Origin of the sequence: Nocardioides turkmenicus, assembly GCF_011045035.1 — a bacterium.
Taxonomy (GTDB): domain Bacteria; phylum Actinomycetota; class Actinomycetes; order Propionibacteriales; family Nocardioidaceae; genus Nocardioides; species Nocardioides turkmenicus.
Map to the genome: position 1 here is coordinate 125,334 of NZ_JAALAA010000005.1, position 16,053 is coordinate 141,386.

At 70.7% G+C, this 16,053-nt stretch carries 10 protein-coding genes; 8 read left to right on the forward strand and 2 right to left on the reverse strand.

Annotation, left to right across the window (positions count from 1 at the left end):
- Window positions 1–34 precede the first annotated feature (34 nt).
- From smc to G5C66_RS07495, 8 genes are all read left to right on the forward strand, one after another.
- The gene (gene smc, locus G5C66_RS07460) at window positions 35–3,574 is read left to right on the forward strand and encodes a chromosome segregation protein SMC (RefSeq protein ID WP_165110336.1); all 3,540 of its coding nucleotides are present in this window, start codon (window positions 35–37) and stop codon (window positions 3,572–3,574) included.
- A 214-nt stretch (window positions 3,575–3,788) separates the two neighbouring features.
- Window positions 3,789–4,874, forward strand: coding sequence for a glycosyltransferase (locus tag G5C66_RS07465; protein WP_165110337.1), 1,086 nt, complete (start codon window positions 3,789–3,791; stop codon window positions 4,872–4,874).
- Window positions 4,874–6,592, forward strand: coding sequence for a glycosyltransferase family 2 protein (locus tag G5C66_RS07470; protein ID WP_165110338.1), 1,719 nt, complete (start codon window positions 4,874–4,876; stop codon window positions 6,590–6,592). Before G5C66_RS07465 ends, G5C66_RS07470 begins: the two co-directional genes overlap by 1 nt.
- Window positions 6,589–8,658, forward strand: coding sequence for an acyltransferase family protein (locus G5C66_RS26740; RefSeq protein ID WP_165110339.1), 2,070 nt, complete (start codon window positions 6,589–6,591; stop codon window positions 8,656–8,658). The genes G5C66_RS07470 and G5C66_RS26740 overlap by 4 nt, the downstream gene beginning before the upstream one ends.
- A gap of 18 nt (window positions 8,659–8,676) precedes the next feature.
- Entirely contained in the window at window positions 8,677–9,129 is a 453-nt protein-coding gene (locus G5C66_RS07480) for an acyl-CoA thioesterase (RefSeq protein ID WP_165110340.1), read from the forward strand.
- A 106-nt stretch (window positions 9,130–9,235) separates the two neighbouring features.
- Entirely contained in the window at window positions 9,236–12,394 is a 3,159-nt protein-coding gene (locus G5C66_RS25870; protein ID WP_165110341.1) for a glycosyltransferase, read from the forward strand.
- An 18-nt stretch (window positions 12,395–12,412) separates the two neighbouring features.
- Window positions 12,413–12,820: a maleylpyruvate isomerase family mycothiol-dependent enzyme gene (locus G5C66_RS07490; RefSeq protein WP_241248318.1), complete on the forward strand. Its 408-nt coding sequence runs from the start codon at window positions 12,413–12,415 to the stop codon at window positions 12,818–12,820.
- Between the two features lie 56 nt (window positions 12,821–12,876).
- Window positions 12,877–13,917, forward strand: coding sequence for an FUSC family protein (locus G5C66_RS07495; RefSeq protein WP_165110342.1), 1,041 nt, complete (start codon window positions 12,877–12,879; stop codon window positions 13,915–13,917).
- Window positions 13,918–13,933: 16 nt separating this feature from the next.
- Here the strand turns inward: G5C66_RS07495 and G5C66_RS07500 are convergent, their stop codons facing one another.
- Both G5C66_RS07500 and G5C66_RS07505 read right to left on the reverse strand, forming a co-directional pair.
- Window positions 13,934–14,977, reverse strand: coding sequence for a methyltransferase domain-containing protein (locus G5C66_RS07500; RefSeq protein WP_165110343.1), 1,044 nt, complete (start codon window positions 14,975–14,977; stop codon window positions 13,934–13,936).
- Window positions 14,978–15,002: 25 nt separating this feature from the next.
- The gene (locus G5C66_RS07505; protein WP_241248319.1) at window positions 15,003–15,995 is read right to left on the reverse strand and encodes a glycosyltransferase family 2 protein; all 993 of its coding nucleotides are present in this window, start codon (window positions 15,993–15,995) and stop codon (window positions 15,003–15,005) included.
- Between the last annotated feature and the right edge of the window lie 58 nt (window positions 15,996–16,053).

The window sequence follows — 16,053 nt, forward strand, 5'->3', positions numbered from 1 at the left end:
ACGACCACGTGGTCCTGAGCCGGGGGAGAAGTCGATGTACCTCAAGCGTCTGACGCTGAAGGGTTTCAAGTCGTTCGCCTCCGCCACGACCCTCGAGCTCGAACCGGGCATCACCTGCATCGTCGGGCCCAACGGGTCGGGCAAGTCCAACGTCGTCGACGCGCTCGCCTGGGTCATGGGCGAGCAGGGCGCCAAGTCGCTTCGTGGCGGGAAGATGGAGGACGTCATCTTCGCCGGCACGGCGGGACGCGCCCCGCTGGGCCGGGCCGAGGTGTCGCTGACCATCGACAACACCGACGGCGCGCTGCCGATCGAGTATGCCGAGGTCACCATCTCACGCACGATGTTCCGCAACGGTGGCTCGGAGTACGCGATCAACGGCAGCCCGTGCCGACTGCTCGACGTCCAGGACCTGCTGTCGGACTCCGGTATCGGCCGCGAGATGCACGTCATCGTCGGCCAGGGCCAGCTCGACACGATCCTGCGCGCGACCCCCGAGGACCGCCGCGGCTTCATCGAGGAGGCCGCCGGGGTGCTCAAGCACCGCAAGCGCAAGGAGAAGGCGCTGCGCAAGCTCGACTCCACGCAGGTCAACCTGGACCGGCTCCAGGACCTGCTCGTCGAGATCCGCCGCCAGCTCAAGCCGCTCGGCCGCCAGGCTGAGGTCGCCCGGCAGGCGCAGACGGTGCAGATGGACGTACGCGACGCCAAGGCCCGCATCTACGCCGACGACCTGGTCACCGCGAAGACCGAGCTCGACAAGGAGCTCGCCGACGAGGGCGCGCTCCTGGCCCGCCGCGCCGAGGTCGAGGAGACCATCGCGGAGGGGCGCGAGCAGGAGGCCGTGCTCGAGGCCGCGCTGCGCGAGGACCTGCCGGCACTGGCCGCCGCGCAGGAGACCTGGTTCGCGCTGAACTCCCTGCGGGAGCGGCTGCGCGGCACCCAGTCGCTGGCCTCCGAGCGGGTACGCAACGCGGCCGGCTCCGAGGACCTCGAGGTGCGCCAGGGCCGCGACCCCGAGGAGCTCGAGGCGCAGGCCGAGGTGGCGCGCGAGCAGGAGGAGGCCGCGGAGGCCGAGGTCGAGGAGCTCCGCTACTCCCTCGAGGAGGCCGTCGAGGCCCGGAAGGCCGCTGAAGATGCTGCCGCCGAGGAGGAGCGCCGGGTCAAGGGACTCGAGCGCGCCGCGGCCGACCGTCGCGAGGGCCTGGCCCGGCTGGCCGGGCAGGTCAATGCGCTCAGGTCGCGCGCCGCTGCCGCCGACGACGAGGTCGGGCGGCTGACGGCTGCCCGCGAGGAGGCGCTGGCGCGCGCGGAGCGGGCTCAGCGGGACTTCACCGCCCTGGAGACCAAGGTCGCCGGCCTGGACGCGGGGGAGGAGGGCCTCGATGCCGAGCACGAGGCCGCCGTTGCCGCGCTCGAGGACATCGAGGAGCGGCTGGCCAAGCTGCAGGCCGAGGCGTCGCAGGCCGACCGTGACCGCTCCACCCTGGCCGCCCGCAAGGACGCGCTGGAGATGGGGCTCAACCGCAAGGACGGCGCCGGTGCGCTGCTCGGTTCGTCGCTTCCTGGGGTGCTGGGTTCGGTCGCGTCGCTGCTGGCGGTGCGCTCCGGCTACGAGGCCGCGGTGGCCGCCGCGCTCGGCAGCGCGTCGGACGCCGTCGTCGTCTCCTCCGCCGAGGACGCCATCGGGGCGATCGAGCATCTCAAGGCCGAGGACCTCGGCCGCGCCGGGCTGCTCCTGGGCGGCTCGCCCGAGGAGACCGGCGGCTGGCCGGCGCTGCCGGCTGGCGCTGCGTACGCGCTGGACGTGGTGGCGTGCCAGGCCGTGCTGCGGCCGGCGGTGGCCCGGCTGCTCGACAAGGTCGCGGTGGTCGACGACCTCGCCGCCGCCCAGGCGCTCGTGGCCGCGGAGCCGCAGATCACGGCGGTGACCCGCGAGGGCGACCTGATCGGCGCCCACTTCGCCTCGGGCGGCTCCTCCAGCGTGCCCAGCCTGATCGAGGTGCAGGCCGCGGTCGACGAGGCTGCCGCCCAGCTGGCCGAGGCCCACGCGGTCTCCGAGCGGGCGACCTTCGAGACCTCCCGGCTGGAGGCCGAGCGGCAGGCCGCGCAGAAGCGGGTCGACGTCGCGCTGGCCAAGCTGCACGAGTCCGATGCCACCCTGGCCGCCGTCGCCGAGGAGCTCGGCCAGTTCGGGGCGCAGGCACGTGCGGCGCGGGGCGAGGCGGAGCGGCTGCTGGCCGCCGTCGAGCAGGCCCAGGAGGCCCGGGAGAACGCCGTCGCCGGGCTCGCCGAGCTCGAGGAGCGCCTCGCGATGGCCGAGGAGGAGCCGGAGGACGAGCCCGACCTGAGCGAGCGTGACAGCCTGGCGGAGGCCGCACGCAACGCGCGACAGCGGGAGATGGACGCGCGGCTGGCGCTGCGTACGTCCGAGGAACGCGCCCGGGCGCTCGCCGGCCGTGCCGACGGGCTGCTCCGCGCGGCCCGGCAGGAGCGGGAGCAGCGCGCCAAGGCGGCCGCCAGGCGTGAGCAGATGCGCCGCGAGGGCGAGGCTGCCCGAGCGGTCGGGACCGCGGTGGCGTACGCGCTGGACCGGCTGGAGGTCTCGGTCCAGCAGGCTGCCAAGGCGCGCACCGAGATCGAGGAGTCCCGTGCCGGGCGGGAGCAGGCGCTGCGTGAGTGCCGCTCGCTGCTGCGCAACCTCGGCAAGGAGCTCGAGGAGCTGGTCAACTCCGTCCACCGCGACGAGATGGCCCGGGCCCAGCAGCGGATGCGCATCGAGCAGCTCGAGGAGCGGATCCTCGAGGAGCTCGGCCTCGACGCCGAGACGATCGTGAAGGACTACGGGCCCGACCAGCTGGTCCCGCAGCACCCCGACGAGGACGGCAACGAGCGAGAGCCGATCCCGTACGTCCGCGCCGAGCAGGCCAAGCGGCTCAAGATCGCCGAGAAGAACCTGCGCGCGCTGGGCAAGGTCAACCCGCTCGCGCTGGAGGAGTTCGCCGCGATGGAGGAGCGCCACAAGTTCCTCACCGAGCAGCTCGAGGACCTCAAGCAGACCCGCAAGGACCTCCTCGACATCGTCAAGGAGGTCGACAACCGCGTCGAGCAGGTCTTCACCGAGGCCTGGGAGGACGTACGCGTCGCCTTCGACCACGTCTTCGCGCGGCTCTTCCCGGGTGGCGAGGGCAAGCTCGTGCTCACCGACCCGGAGAACATGCTCACCACCGGCATCGAGGTCGAGGCCCGGCCTCCGGGCAAGAAGGTCAAGCGGCTCTCGCTGCTCTCCGGTGGCGAGCGGTCGCTGGTCGCGGTGGCCTTCCTGGTCTCGCTCTTCAAGGCGCGTCCGTCGCCCTTCTACATCCTCGACGAGGTCGAGGCGGCGCTCGACGACACCAACCTCGGCCGGCTCCTGGAGATCTACGAGGAGCTGCGCGAGAACTCCCAGCTGATGGTGATCACCCACCAGAAGCGCACCATGGAGGTCGGCGACGCCCTCTACGGCGTGACCATGCGCGGCGACGGCGTCACCACCGTCATCTCGCAGCGGCTGCGCGACGCGCAGCCGGCCTGACGGAGGCCGAAGATCGGCGTCGTCCTCGGGATGGTTGTTCCGTGAACAATTGAGGAACAATTGGTACACGACCGCGGGGATTTCGTCAGAGTGGTCAAGGAGGCTTCCTTTACCTGACTACAATCCTCCGGTTACCGGCCAGCCGGGACATTCGGCGAGACCTGGTCTCGACGCTCGGGGGATCGTCACGGTCAATGAATTCGAGGACCCCCACATGCCTTCGACGTTGCTGTCGTTTCCTCACTATGCGAGCAACCCGTATCTGACGATGCTCACCGTCGCGCCGCGAGCGGCCGGGTGGGACGTGGTGGACGGCATCCGAACACTTCGGCGGCTGGAGATGAGGGCCGAGCACCTCGGCCGAGGAGACGTGCTCCACGTGCACTGGACCTCGCCGGTCACCAGCGGGTGCCAGAGCGCCGAGGAGGCGTGGGCCAAGGCTGCTCGGTTCGAGGATGTGCTGACCGGCGTGCGCAGCCGCGGTGCCGACGTGATCTGGACGGTCCACAACTTGATCGCCCACGAGGCCGACCACATGGATGTCGAGCTCGCGGTCGCCAAGATGCTGGCGAAGCACGCGACCCGGATCATCCGGATCAACCCGGCGACCATCGAGGAGACCGCCGCCTATTACACGCTCCCGCCCGAGAAGGTCGTCGACCTGCCGCACTCGTCCTACCTCGGCGTCTACCCCGACGGCGGTGACGACGTTGCGTCGCGCGAGCGTGTCGGCGTGCCTCAGGGGGTTCCGACTGTCGGTTTCATCGGTCAGATTCGCGCCTACAAAGGACTCGACGTACTCTGCCGGGCGGTCGAGATCGCCGCACGGACGGTCCCTGACCTGACTTTCGTCGTGGCCGGCAAGGTCGTGCCTGCCGAGGACCACCACACCGTTCAAGCCATGTTGTCCGCATCCAACATCGTGAAGCGACTGGAATTCGTGGAAACTGCCGACTTCTCCGACTGGATGCGGTCCAGCGACGTGGTCGCACTGCCGTACCGCCGGATCCTCAACTCCGGCTCCTTGCTTGCCGCCGGCACGTTCGGTCGCACGGCCCTGATCCCTGAGGGCACCCCGATCGCACGACAGTTCGCGGAGCAGCCGTGGGTGGTGACCTATGCGCCCGAGCCCGACGAGCCGACTGCCTTGGCGGCGGCGATCGTCGAGGCGCTCCAGGGGCGGGAGGAGCGGCGTCGCGCCGCCCGCGCGTACACCCGCGCCTACACGCCCTATGACATGTCGCGCGATTATCTGCGGCTGCTCGAGAGCCTGGCTGGCGCTGTGGAGTTGGCGGCCTGATGACGGAACCCGAGCTGTCCGTCGTCGTGCCCACCCGCGATCTGGGGCCGTGGGTGGGTGAGCTGCTCTCCTCGATCCTGGAGGACCAGTCGACCGACCAGATGTCGCTGGATCTGGAGGTCGTCCTCGTCGACGACGGCTCCACGGACGACACCCTCGAGATCGCTCAGGCGTACGCAGCCCGAGACCCTCGCCTGAAAGTGGTCCGCTCGCCCGGCACGGGCGGTGGACAGGCACGCAACCACGGTGTGTCACTGGCGCGTGGCGAGTTCCTCGCCTTCGCCGACGGCGACGACCTGGTGCCCCGCGGGGCGTACGCCGCGATGCTGCGCAAGACACGCGAGACCGGCTCGGACATGGTGGTCGGCCGGTTCTTCAAGCTGTTCAGCGACCGGGTCTGGTGGCCGGTGCGAGCGTGGCCTGCATTCGACGAGGAGCGCACCCTGGTGAGGTTGGCGGACGCGCCCTCCGCCTTGCGCAACCGTGCCTGCTGGAACAGAGTCTTCCGGCGCAGCTTTTGGGACTCCGCGCAGATCTCGTTCCCCGACGCGACTCGGTCCAACGACATCGAGCCGATGGTGCACGCCCTGACCACCGCTCGCTTCGACATCATCACCGATACGGTCTACGTCTACCGTGACCGGCCGGGACCTGGATCGATGACGGCGAAGTCACACTCGGCCGCGGGCCTCATCAGCTATCTGGAACAGGAGCTGCGCTGTGCGCGCCGGATCATCGAGGTGGGCGACCCGAAGGTGCGTGCGGAGTATGCCTCGTTGGTCTTCGCTGCCGACGGCTGGACGGCGATCGCCCGGGCACTGCGAGGGATGCCGGTGGTCGACGCGGCCGCGCTGGAGCCCGCACGGTTGATGATCAGTGAGCTGGTCGGTCTCTTCGACGACGGTGTCATCGATGACCTGGACGATGTGAAGCGATGGGGCTGGCGGCTCGTCGAGTCGGGCAAGTGGGCGACCGTGGCCCGGCTGATCGGCGAAGACGTCCGCTGGGGCGACCGAACCACTGCCGACCTCCTCGAGTCGCTGCGTCTGGTCGCAGACAGCGACGTGGTGCCACTCCGTACGCTTCAACAGCCGCTCATCCATGTCATGACGACGATCGCGCCGAGCGACGAGTCGCTGGTCGGCGACGACCTCGCCGACCTCGTGCTCAAGCATCGCGACCTGTTCACGGCGGTCGCCGAAGCCGCCGCCGACCCGGGTTGGCGCCTGAACCGGATCATGGTGGCGCTCGAGGACGGTCCCGAACTGGTTCGCCAGGTGGTTGCGGGCGCGACTGACCCCGTGACAGCCACATCACTCTCGCTCGTGGACGGACGCGTCCATCTGCGGCTCGCCCATACGATGGTGGGTGCTGAGCGGCTCCAGGTGGTCTTCGTCCGCGACAGCCGGCGCCGAACCTTCGACTACGACACGGCGGAGCTCGCCTCGGGTGAGCTGGAGGTGGTGGTGCCGACCTCAACGCTCCCGGGCGGGCGCTGGCGAGTGCGCTTCGAGGGCCGCGACGCGCTGGGCGAGTTCGACGGTCCGGTGATCATCCGCGAGGACGTCATCGGCGAGCGGATCGGCGAGAGGGCGCAGGTCGTCCAGCTCGACGGTCGCCCGTGCCATGGGATCGAGATCCCGCTGAGCTTCGGCGAGCGCGGCGTCCGCAAGGCCCGCCGGGTGGCGGGCGGTATCGTCCGTCGCGTGCGCAGGTGACCGCTGTCGCGGTCGCGCCCGCCACGGACGGGCAGCCCGCGCAGACCGGGAAGCCGGTGCGGGACAAGCGGCCGGAGATCCAGGCGCTGCGAACGGCGGCAGTGCTCGGCGTCGTCCTCTTCCACCTGTGGCCGGGGGCGATCCGGGGCGGCTACGCAGGCGTCGACGTCTTCTTCGTCATCTCGGGCTTCCTGATCACCTCCCACCTGGTGCGCGAAGCCGCCAAGCCCGGCGGGGTGCGGCTGGGCGCGTTCTGGGCCCGCCGGATCCGGCGGCTGCTCCCCGCGGCGCTGCTGGTGCTGATGTGCAGCGCCGGGGCGACGTACGTCCTGGTGCCGGAGGCGCTGTGGCAGCAGTTCCTGCGGGAGACGGTCGCGGCTGCGTTCTATGTGGAGAACTGGCAGCTGTCCTGGGCGGCGGTCGACTATCTCGCCGCCGAGGACCCGCCATCGCCAGCGCAGCACTACTGGTCCCTCTCGGTCGAGGAGCAGTTCTATTTCGTCTGGCCGCTGCTGATCGTCGTGGTTGCGCTCCTGACTCGGCGACGGCCGACGGTGCGGCTGACGGCGATCCGGGCGGTCTTCCTCGCCGTCTTCGTGGTCAGCTTCGTGGCGTCGGTCTATGTCACCGCGACGAAAGGCGCCGACTCCTACTTCGTCACCTACGCGCGCGTGTGGGAGTTCGCGGTCGGCGGTCTCATCGCTGTGCTGCCACTCTCCCTCGAGCGCGTGCCCGGGCGCTGGGCGCCGTACGCAGCGGTGGCCGGCTGGCTCGGGGTGCTCGGCGCGCTGCTGCTCTTCAACGACTCGCTGCCGTTCCCGGGCTGGGTGGCGCTGCTGCCGGTCGTCGGCACCGCGCTGGTCATCTGGGCGGGCGCGCCCCGCGGCCTCGGGCTTCGGGTCGTCGGCCATCCGGTCGTGCAGTGGATCGGGACGGTCTCCTACTCGCTCTACCTGTGGCACTGGCCGCTCGTGGTCGTGCTCCCCGAGACCGGCCCCGTGCTCGGCACCTGGCTCCGCGAGCCGCTGATCCTCCTGGTCACCATCGGCCTCGCGGCCCTGACCTACCGGTTCGTGGAGACGCCGTTCCGCACCGGACCGATCCTGGGGACCACCCCGCGGGCCTTCCTCTTCGGGGTGCTCGGAGCGGCCCTGGTCGTCGCCGCCGCGGTCCCCGGAATCCTGCATGGACGCAACCTGGTCGAGGAGAGCCGCGGCCAGGCTGAGGCGCTCGCCTCGGGAGACACCGAGTGCTTCGGCGCCGCCGCCCTGATGGAGGGGTGCCGGAACCCGGAGCTCGACGGTGTACTTCTCCCTGCGCCGATCGCTCGCAAGGATGACACCGGCCGGGCCTACCGGTGCTATCTCCCCGAGAACGAGACGTATGCCGCCGACGCCCGCCCCGAGGTCTGCCACCTCGGCTCCGACGACCCGAATGCGCTCCGGGTCGCGCTGGTCGGTGACTCCCACGGCGCTTCGCTGATCCCCGGCCTGACCCGGGTCGCCGAGAGGTCAGGATGGTCTGTCGACACGTTGGTCGCCAACGGCGGAGGGCTGCTCCCGGCCACCGCGGGTGACCCGCGCCGCGCCTATCGCGAGGCGCTGATCGAGCACCTCGATCAGAAGGCGTACGACGTCGTGCTGGTCACCCAACGCCGCAATCCGAACCTCGCGGCCGGCGAACCGGACCCGGCCGCCGACCAGCTCGCCCGGGCCTGGAAGCCGATCCTCGAGCGGGGCACGAAGATCGTCGCGCTCGCCGACAACCCGTACCTCACCACCGAGGCGGCGACCTGCCTCGACGAGATCGAGACGCTCGCGGACGCCGGCGCGTGCGAGATGACCCGCCAGGAGGCGTACGCCACCTCTGACCCGCTCGCCGAGGCGGTCCGCCTGGCAGGGCCGGGAGCTTCCCTGATCGACCTCTCTGCGGCCTACTGCGACGAAGACCGGTGTCCCCTGGTGGTCGGCCACGTGCAGGCCTATCGCGACCGGAGCCACATCACCGCGACCTTCTCGATGACGCTGGCGCCCTATCTGGTCCGTGCGGTCGAGGACGAGCTCTAGGATCTAAGATCAGCCGCGATGAGCACTCCTGACCGCAAGGCCCCGACCCGCGCCGACTACGTGCACTGGCGCACGATCACCACCCGCTGGCGCGACGACGACGCCTACGGTCACCTCAACAACGCGACCTACTACGAGTTCTTCGACACCGCGGTCAACGCCTACCTGTTCGAGACGACCGGCGTGAACGTGCGGAAGCTGCCGAAGATCGGCATCGTCGCGGAGACCTCGTGCCGCTACCTGCGCGAGATCGGGTTCCCGGAGCCGGTCGAGGCAGGGCTCGTCGTCGACAAGGTCGGGAGCTCGTCGGTCATCTACCGGATCGGGCTCTTCCAGGGGCCCGGCGAGGAGGCCGCGGCCGAGGGCCGGTTCGTCCACGTCTACGTCGACAACACCGACCCGTCGCGCCCGGTGACGCCGATGCCCGACGAGATCCGGGAGGCGGTCATGCCGCTGTGGCGGCAGAATTGAACTTGACGGTTGGCTGAACCTTGCGTGGCGCCATTCACGCGAGTCGGGCCCTGTGACAGGGTGATCCACCGTCATTGCACGATCTAGAGCGTCTTGGGGGACCTCTGTGGACGAAGAGTTGAAGCGCATCGCACGTGGCGGCCTGCGCCGAGGGCGAGACCTGGCACGCAAGGTCTACAACGACTCGCCTCTCTACGGCCGGGCCGACGACGTGCGGCTGCTCGTCGACTGCCCGTTGTTCGACCACGAGTGGTACGCCGAGCAGGTCGGCCAGCGCCTCGACCGCAAGCGCGCCGCCCGGCACTACCTCGAGCAGGACCGTGCCAAGCCGCTGGCCCAGCCCAGCCCGCTCTTCGACCCAGAGTTCTTCGTCGCCCGGCTGACTCCGAGGCTGCGCAAGCAGATGGGCGACCAGGACCCGTTCCTCTACTGGCTGCGGGCCGAGCTGTGGCTGCAGCCGACCCACCCGCTCTTCGACACCGACGGCTACACCGAACGACGCAAGACCGAGCGCTTCTATGGCGGCGCGATCGGCCACTACGTCGACCGCGGTGCCCGCAACGGACGGCGTGCCAACGACTGGATGGAGCAGGTCGACGGCAAGTTCCCCGACCTGCGCGACTGGATCCGCGACCGGCGTGCGGAGTGGCAGGCCCGGCAGGGCGGCCCGCAGACCTGGCGGACGACGATCGAGCCGGTTCGCGCCGTTCCGGCCGGTCGGGAACCCGTCGGCACGGTCAGCGTCATCGTCGACCTGGGCGCCTCCGACGAGCTCGCCCGGGCCACCCTGGACAGCGTCGCCGCGCAGCACGGGGTGAGCACCGACGTCATCGTCATCGACCGGGGCCTGACCCCGCTGGTCGCCGACTCGATCGCAGATGTCGTGCCCGGCGCCCGCGTCGTGGTCGGCGACCCGGACCACGGAGAGCCCGGCGTCGCTGCCGCGTTCGCCCTGGTGAGCGGCGACTTCGTCGCGTACGTCGCCGGGGGAGAGGTCTGGAAGCCCGGTCGCCTCGCGCGGCTGGTCTCGGTGTCCGAGGCGGCCGGGCGGCCGCTGGTCGCCGACGTGCTGGAGCGCCCGTGGCAGCCGGAGCAGCGGTTCGCGGTCGACGTACCCCCGGCCTCGCCGGGTCCCGATGTCCCCGGTCCGCTGATGCGCACGCTGCTCTCGCGGCTGCTGATCTCGGCGGATCTGCTGGCGGAGGCCGGCGGGCCGCGCGACGACATCGGCGTCGGCTGGGCCTACGACCTGGCGCTGCGGCTGACCTCGAAGGCGGTCGTCGAGGTCGTGCCCGAGGTCGGCGTCGAGCGGCGCCAGGGCATCAACCCGCGCCGTCCGCGCCGGGACCGGCTCCCGCTCGACCCCTACGACCTGGAGTCGTGGGAGGACGTCGTACGCAACCGCACCTTCGTCGACTGGGCCGCGCTCGCCGCACGCACCCCCGACCCGGACGTGGTCTCGGTGGTCATCCCGACCTACGACGACTCGCTGCTGACCGTGGCCGCCGTCGAGGCCGTGATGGAGCACGGCGCGGGGGAGAAGCGGCTCGAGATCGTGGTCTGGGACAACGGCTCCTCGGCCCGCGTCTCGGGGGTGCTCGACTCGCTGTCGCTGCGGTTCCCCGAGGTGAAGGTGGTGCACAGCAGCGTCAACCACAACTTCGCGCTCGGCAACAACCTCGCCATCCCGTACGTCACCGGCGATACCGTCGTCTTCCTCAACAACGACACCACCGCGCTGACCGGCTGGCTGGAGCCGCTGGTCGAGGCGCTCGAGGATCCCGAGGTGCTCGCGGTGCAGCCGCTGCTGCTCTACCCGAGCGGGTCGGTGCAGTCGGCCGGGGTCGTCTTCCCGCCCTACGGCGGTCTGCCCTACAACATGCTCGCCGAGTATCCGCCCGAGGACGCAGCCGGGCTCGAGGGCCACCCGTTCTCGGCGCTCACCGGCGCGGCGCTGGTGATGCGCTACCGCGACGTCGTCGCGCTGCAGGGGTTCGACCCGATCTTCACCAACGGCATGGAGGACGTCGACCTGTGCCACCGGCTCGCCGAGCTGCGGCAGGGGTCGTTCCGGGTCGTGACGTCGTCACAGGTCGTCCACCACGAGTCGAAGTCGAAGGGCCGCTTCGCCCGCGCCCCGCGCAACCGGCTGATCTACCTCGACCGCTGGGCCGGGCGCACCGAGCCTCGCGACGACGAGGCCGCCTGGGCCGCCTGCGGCTACCAGGTCGTCGGCCGAGCGATGGCCGGGGAGCCGACCGGCCAGGCGAAGACGTACGCAGCCACCCGCCCGATCCTCGCGCCCCTGCCGCGCGCCTCCGTGATCGAGGGCGTCCCGCAGCTGCGCTGGTCGATCAAGATCTCGGCGCCCGGCGCGCCCGAGGGGGAGCGGTGGGGCGACACCCACTTCGCCCGCGCGCTGGCCCGGTCGCTGCGCAAGCTCGGTCAGTCGGCGGTCGTCGACCACCACTACGAGTGGGAGCGGCCGAGCTCGCTCGACGACGACGTGGTGGTCACTCTGCGTGGCCTGTCCCGTTACTTCCCCGCCCCTGACGGCCGGATCAACATCGGCTGGGTGATCTCCCACCCCGACGCGGTCACCCGCGCCGAGGCGGCCGCCTTCGACCGGCTGCTGGCGGCCGGGCCGCGGTGGGCCGAGCTGATGTCCGCACGCTGGGGGATCCGCATCGACCCGCTGCTGCAGGCCACCGACCCCGAGCTGTTCAACCCGGACCGGGCGCTGCCCGACTCCGGTCACGCGGTGCTCTTCGTCGGCACCTCGCGTGACGTCGAGCGGCCGATCATCCACGATGCCGTCGAGGCGGGACTGCCGCTGTCGGTCTACGGCCACGGCTGGGAGCCCTACATCCCGCGTCACTACGTCAAGGCCCAGCACATGTCCAACACCCGGCTCGGCGCCGAATACCGCGCTGCCGGGGTCGTGCTCAACGACCACTGGGCCGACATGCGCGACTACGGCTTCATCTCCAACCGGCTCTTCGACGCCGTCGCGTCCGGTGCCCGGGTCATCTCCGACGACGTCGTCGGCCTCCGTGAGGTCTTCGGTGACACCGTGCAGGTCTACGAGACCCCCGAGGACCTGGTGAAGTGGTCCTCGATGCCCGACCCGTCGGTCGTCTTCGGCACCGACGAGCACATCCGCGCCGAGGCGGCCCGCATCCACCGCGACCACGGTTTCGACGCTCGTGCCCGGTCCCTCCTCGACATCGCGCTCGAGGAGCGTTCCAAGCGGGACCGTGCGTAGCACTGTCAGAGTGTCCACATGACGAAGCTCTCCACGATCCAGCTGCGTGAGCGAGACGCCCTGGTCGACGACCTGAGATCGCTCTCGCCCGGCCAGTGGCGATCGGCGACGCTGTGCGGCGAGTGGGACGCGGAGGAGGTCGTGGCCCACCTCGGTGCGGCCTCGCGGCTCTCCTTCCCGGGATGGTTGCGCAGCATGATCGGGGCACGGTTCGATCCGGACGTACACAACCGCCGGCGGCTCGAGGAGTTCCGTGGGGCCACGCCGGAGGAGACGCTGGCGAGGTTCGCCGGGATCGGTCCGATCCGGCTGCCGCGTACGGAGAGCGTCGGCGGGCTGGGGGAGATGATCGTGCACGGCGAGGACGTCCGGCGGCCGCTCGGGATCCGGCACGACCCCGACCCCGAAGGACTCTCGGCCGGCTGAGCTGAACCCGCTGGACTATCTGGTGGTTCTGGGTGCGCCGTAAGGTGTCTGATGCGATGAGGGCAGTACGGCAGGGACGAGACGGGTCGAGCAGCGAGCGGAGCCGGCTCGAGCGGCTGATGCAGGAGTCCGTACGCATCTCCCCAGCACCCGGAAGCCACTCGCCCGCATGGCGGGCGAGCGTGACCCTGCTCGTCGGACTCGTGGCGCTGGCCGTGACCGGACACATCGAGCTGGCCGCGTACGCCTGTTTCGGCACCTTCGCGTCGATCTACGGTGGCCGGCAGCCGCTGCGAGGACGCTGGCGGACCCAGGCCGCGGCTGGCGCGCTGATGTGCGTCGCCGTCCTGTGCGGCGCGCTGGTCGCGACGTCCTCGCACCGCGCCTGGCTCGTCGTCCCGGTCGCCGCGGTATGGGCCGCCGCCGGGTCGATGCTGTCGGACCGGTTCGTGCTGCGGCCGCCGGGCCCGATGTTCCCGGTCTTCGCGGTGGCGACGTGTGCGGCGCTTCCGGTGACTCTCTCCGGCGTCGCGGTGGCGGTCGGGGTGGCGGTGGCCGCGGCCCTGATCGCGGTGCTCCTCGGACTGCTCGAGGAGCGGCTGATCGGCAGCGGCGCCCCGGTCGAGGTGAGTCGAGGCGACGTCCGGGTCGACCACGCGACGGCGGTCGTCGTCGCCGTCCTGGTCGCCGGGGCCGTCTCGACGGCGCTCGGGCTGAGCCACACCTACTGGGCGATGGTGGCCGCGGCGGTGCCGTTCGGGGTCACCGGGCTGATGGCCCAGACGACGCGCGGCCTGCAGCGGGTCGTGGGCACCGTGGTCGGGCTGGTCCTGGCGGCCGTGCTGCTCTCGGTCTCCCTACCCGCCCTCGTCGTCGCGGTCGTCGTCGCGGCGCTCCAGGCCGTCACCGAGCTGCTCGTGGGGCGTCACTACGGGCTCGCGCTCGTCGCCATCACGCCGCTCTCGCTGCTGATGGTGCAGCTCGGTCACCCGCAGCCCGTCGGCGACCTGCTGTGGTCGCGTCTCGCCGAGACGCTCCTCGGCGTCGTCGTGGGTCTCGCCGCGGCCCTCGCGCTCCGCGAGTTCCGCCGCCGCTGACAGCCCCGGTTGCGACCTACTTCTCGAAGACCGCCTGGTCGAGGACCCGGCGCTCGTCGTCGGCGAGGACGAGGAGATCCTCGCGGGCGAGGCCGGTGCCCTCGCCCGAGGGGGAGAGGTTGATGAAGAACTCGTGCTTGACCGTGTCGTGGAACGAGGTCTCGCGCATCGAGATGAAGTCGAGGTCGGCGAGGTCCTGGAGCAGCAGACGGAGGTGGTTGGGGGTGCAGACCCAGTTGTGGGTGTCGATGTAGCGCTCCCCGCGCCGCGCCTCCTCGCCGTTGGCCTTCACCGTCTCCAGGTTGTTGGCGAAGGAGTAGTCGCCCTTGTGACGCGGGCCCCAGGCGGTGATGCCGCCGTGCTTGGCGGCGTTGAGCCGCTCCTCGATGACGGCGCCCATGGTGTGCACCGAGGTCGGGTAGAGCGAGGCGTCGATGACCCGCGACAGCGAGGCGCGCTCGCGGAACCGGTCGAAGCAGTAGCGGTGGTCGGGGATGACCAGGGCGAGCACGCCGTCGGGGTTGAGCAACTTCTCGCACTCGTTGATGAAGTCGATCATCGAGGTGGTGTGCTCGATGACGTGGGAGGCGACGACGAGGTCGAAGCGCTCCGGGATCACCTCTGACCAGGGCGTCCCCGGCCGGAAGACGTAGTCGACCTCCTCGATGTCGTCCGGGTCGTACTGGGAGAACCCGGCATACCGCTGCACCAGACCCTCGCGGTCGAGGTAGTCGACGATGCGTACGTCGTAGCCGTCCCGCTTCGGCAGGATCGCGTTGTGCGCGGGGCCGATCTCCAGGATCAGGGCGTCGGGCTTGACGCCGGCGAGCACCTGCTCGCGGCGCAGCTCCAGCCGGTCCATGCCCGGGATGGCCGGCACCGCGGTGGTGCGGTTGCGGTCGCCCTGCAGCCCCTCCACCTTCGTACGCAGCCTCTGGTTGCGCTGCTTGAGCTCGTCGATCCGGTCGTGCAGGCGCGCGGCCTCGGCATCGGCGGCACGGACGGTCTGCAGACCCGCGGCGGCGAGGCCGCGGCGTACGGCGCCCCTGAAGGTGGGCAAGACAGGTCCTCCTGGAGAGAGAAGTTCAGCGTGTGCGGGGTGGGATGTAGGGCTCGGCGGCCAGCGCCGCCCGGCCGCGCTCGGCGCCGAGCGCGTGCTCGTCGTCGGGGACGGCCTTGTCGTTCTCCGGGTCGAGCACGTCGCGGAGGAGGTCGGGGATCAGCGCGCGGCTCTGCACGATCTGCAGGTGGTAGGTGAGCCAGTCGTCGAACGAGTAGTCGCCCGAGAAGGCCCCGGCGGCGAGCTCGGCGCGGGTGGGCGTACGGGCGAGGTAGGCGTCCTGCAGCGTCCCGGCGAGATAGCGCTGGTAGTCGCGCATCCCGTGGTGGCGCGGGCTCGGCTTCAGCTCCGGGTTGGCCTGGTAGCCCTTGCCGGCGTTGATCACCTTGCGCTCCAGCTGGGACCACGAGCGCCAGGGGAGGTGGAGCACCTCCATCGCGACCTCGTCGTCCGGCTGGCCGTTGCTCTTCAGCGAGACGAAGTGGTTGCCCTGGACGACCTTGATGTCCGACTCGCCGCGGTGGATCGCGTTGGGCGTCGGGTGGGCGTGCAGCCCGACCGCCTCGAGCCGCTCGTCGGAGCGCCGGTCGCGCCACTGCAGCCGGTTGATGCCGCCGCCCGTCCAGGCGGGCGGGCCGACGAGGTTCTCGACCTCGACGGTGAACGCGTTGAGCGACAGGGGAGTGGCCTCGAGCGCCTGGCGCACGGTCAGGCCCTTGTCCTTCGGCACCAGGAACTCGTCGGCGTCGAGGTTGAGGACCCAGTCGGCGCGGAAATGGGTGCGCGCCCGCCGGGCCATCGCGGTGACGACCTTGCCCTGCTGCTTCTCGTGGACAGGGTCGTGATGGAGCTCGACACGTCCCGTCGCGGCGTAGCGCTCGAGTACCTCGGTGGTGCCGTCGACCGATGCGTTGTCCGTGACGATCAACGTGTCGACACCCTGGTCCAGGTGGTGCTCGATCATCGCGGCGACGATGTCGACCTCGTCCCGGACCATCATTGTCCCGATGATCCTCATGCCGTGAAACACTACCGGCCCGGTGGACGTTGTCGAGATCCCGCGCCGTACGACGGGA

Excerpts from the sequence above, each read along its gene's own strand:
- smc (WP_165110336.1), top strand. The coding sequence starts at position 35 with ATGTACCTCAAGCGTCTGACGCTGAAGGGTTTCAAGTCGTTCGCCTCC.
- G5C66_RS07465 (WP_165110337.1), top strand. The coding sequence starts at position 3,789 with ATGCCTTCGACGTTGCTGTCGTTTCCTCACTATGCGAGCAACCCGTAT.
- G5C66_RS07470 (WP_165110338.1), top strand. The coding sequence starts at position 4,874 with ATGACGGAACCCGAGCTGTCCGTCGTCGTGCCCACCCGCGATCTGGGG.
- G5C66_RS07480 (WP_165110340.1), top strand. The coding sequence starts at position 8,677 with ATGAGCACTCCTGACCGCAAGGCCCCGACCCGCGCCGACTACGTGCAC.
- G5C66_RS07490 (WP_241248318.1), top strand. The coding sequence starts at position 12,413 with ATGACGAAGCTCTCCACGATCCAGCTGCGTGAGCGAGACGCCCTGGTC.
- G5C66_RS07495 (WP_165110342.1), top strand. The coding sequence starts at position 12,877 with ATGAGGGCAGTACGGCAGGGACGAGACGGGTCGAGCAGCGAGCGGAGC.
- G5C66_RS07505 (WP_241248319.1), bottom strand. The coding sequence starts at position 15,995 with ATGAGGATCATCGGGACAATGATGGTCCGGGACGAGGTCGACATCGTC.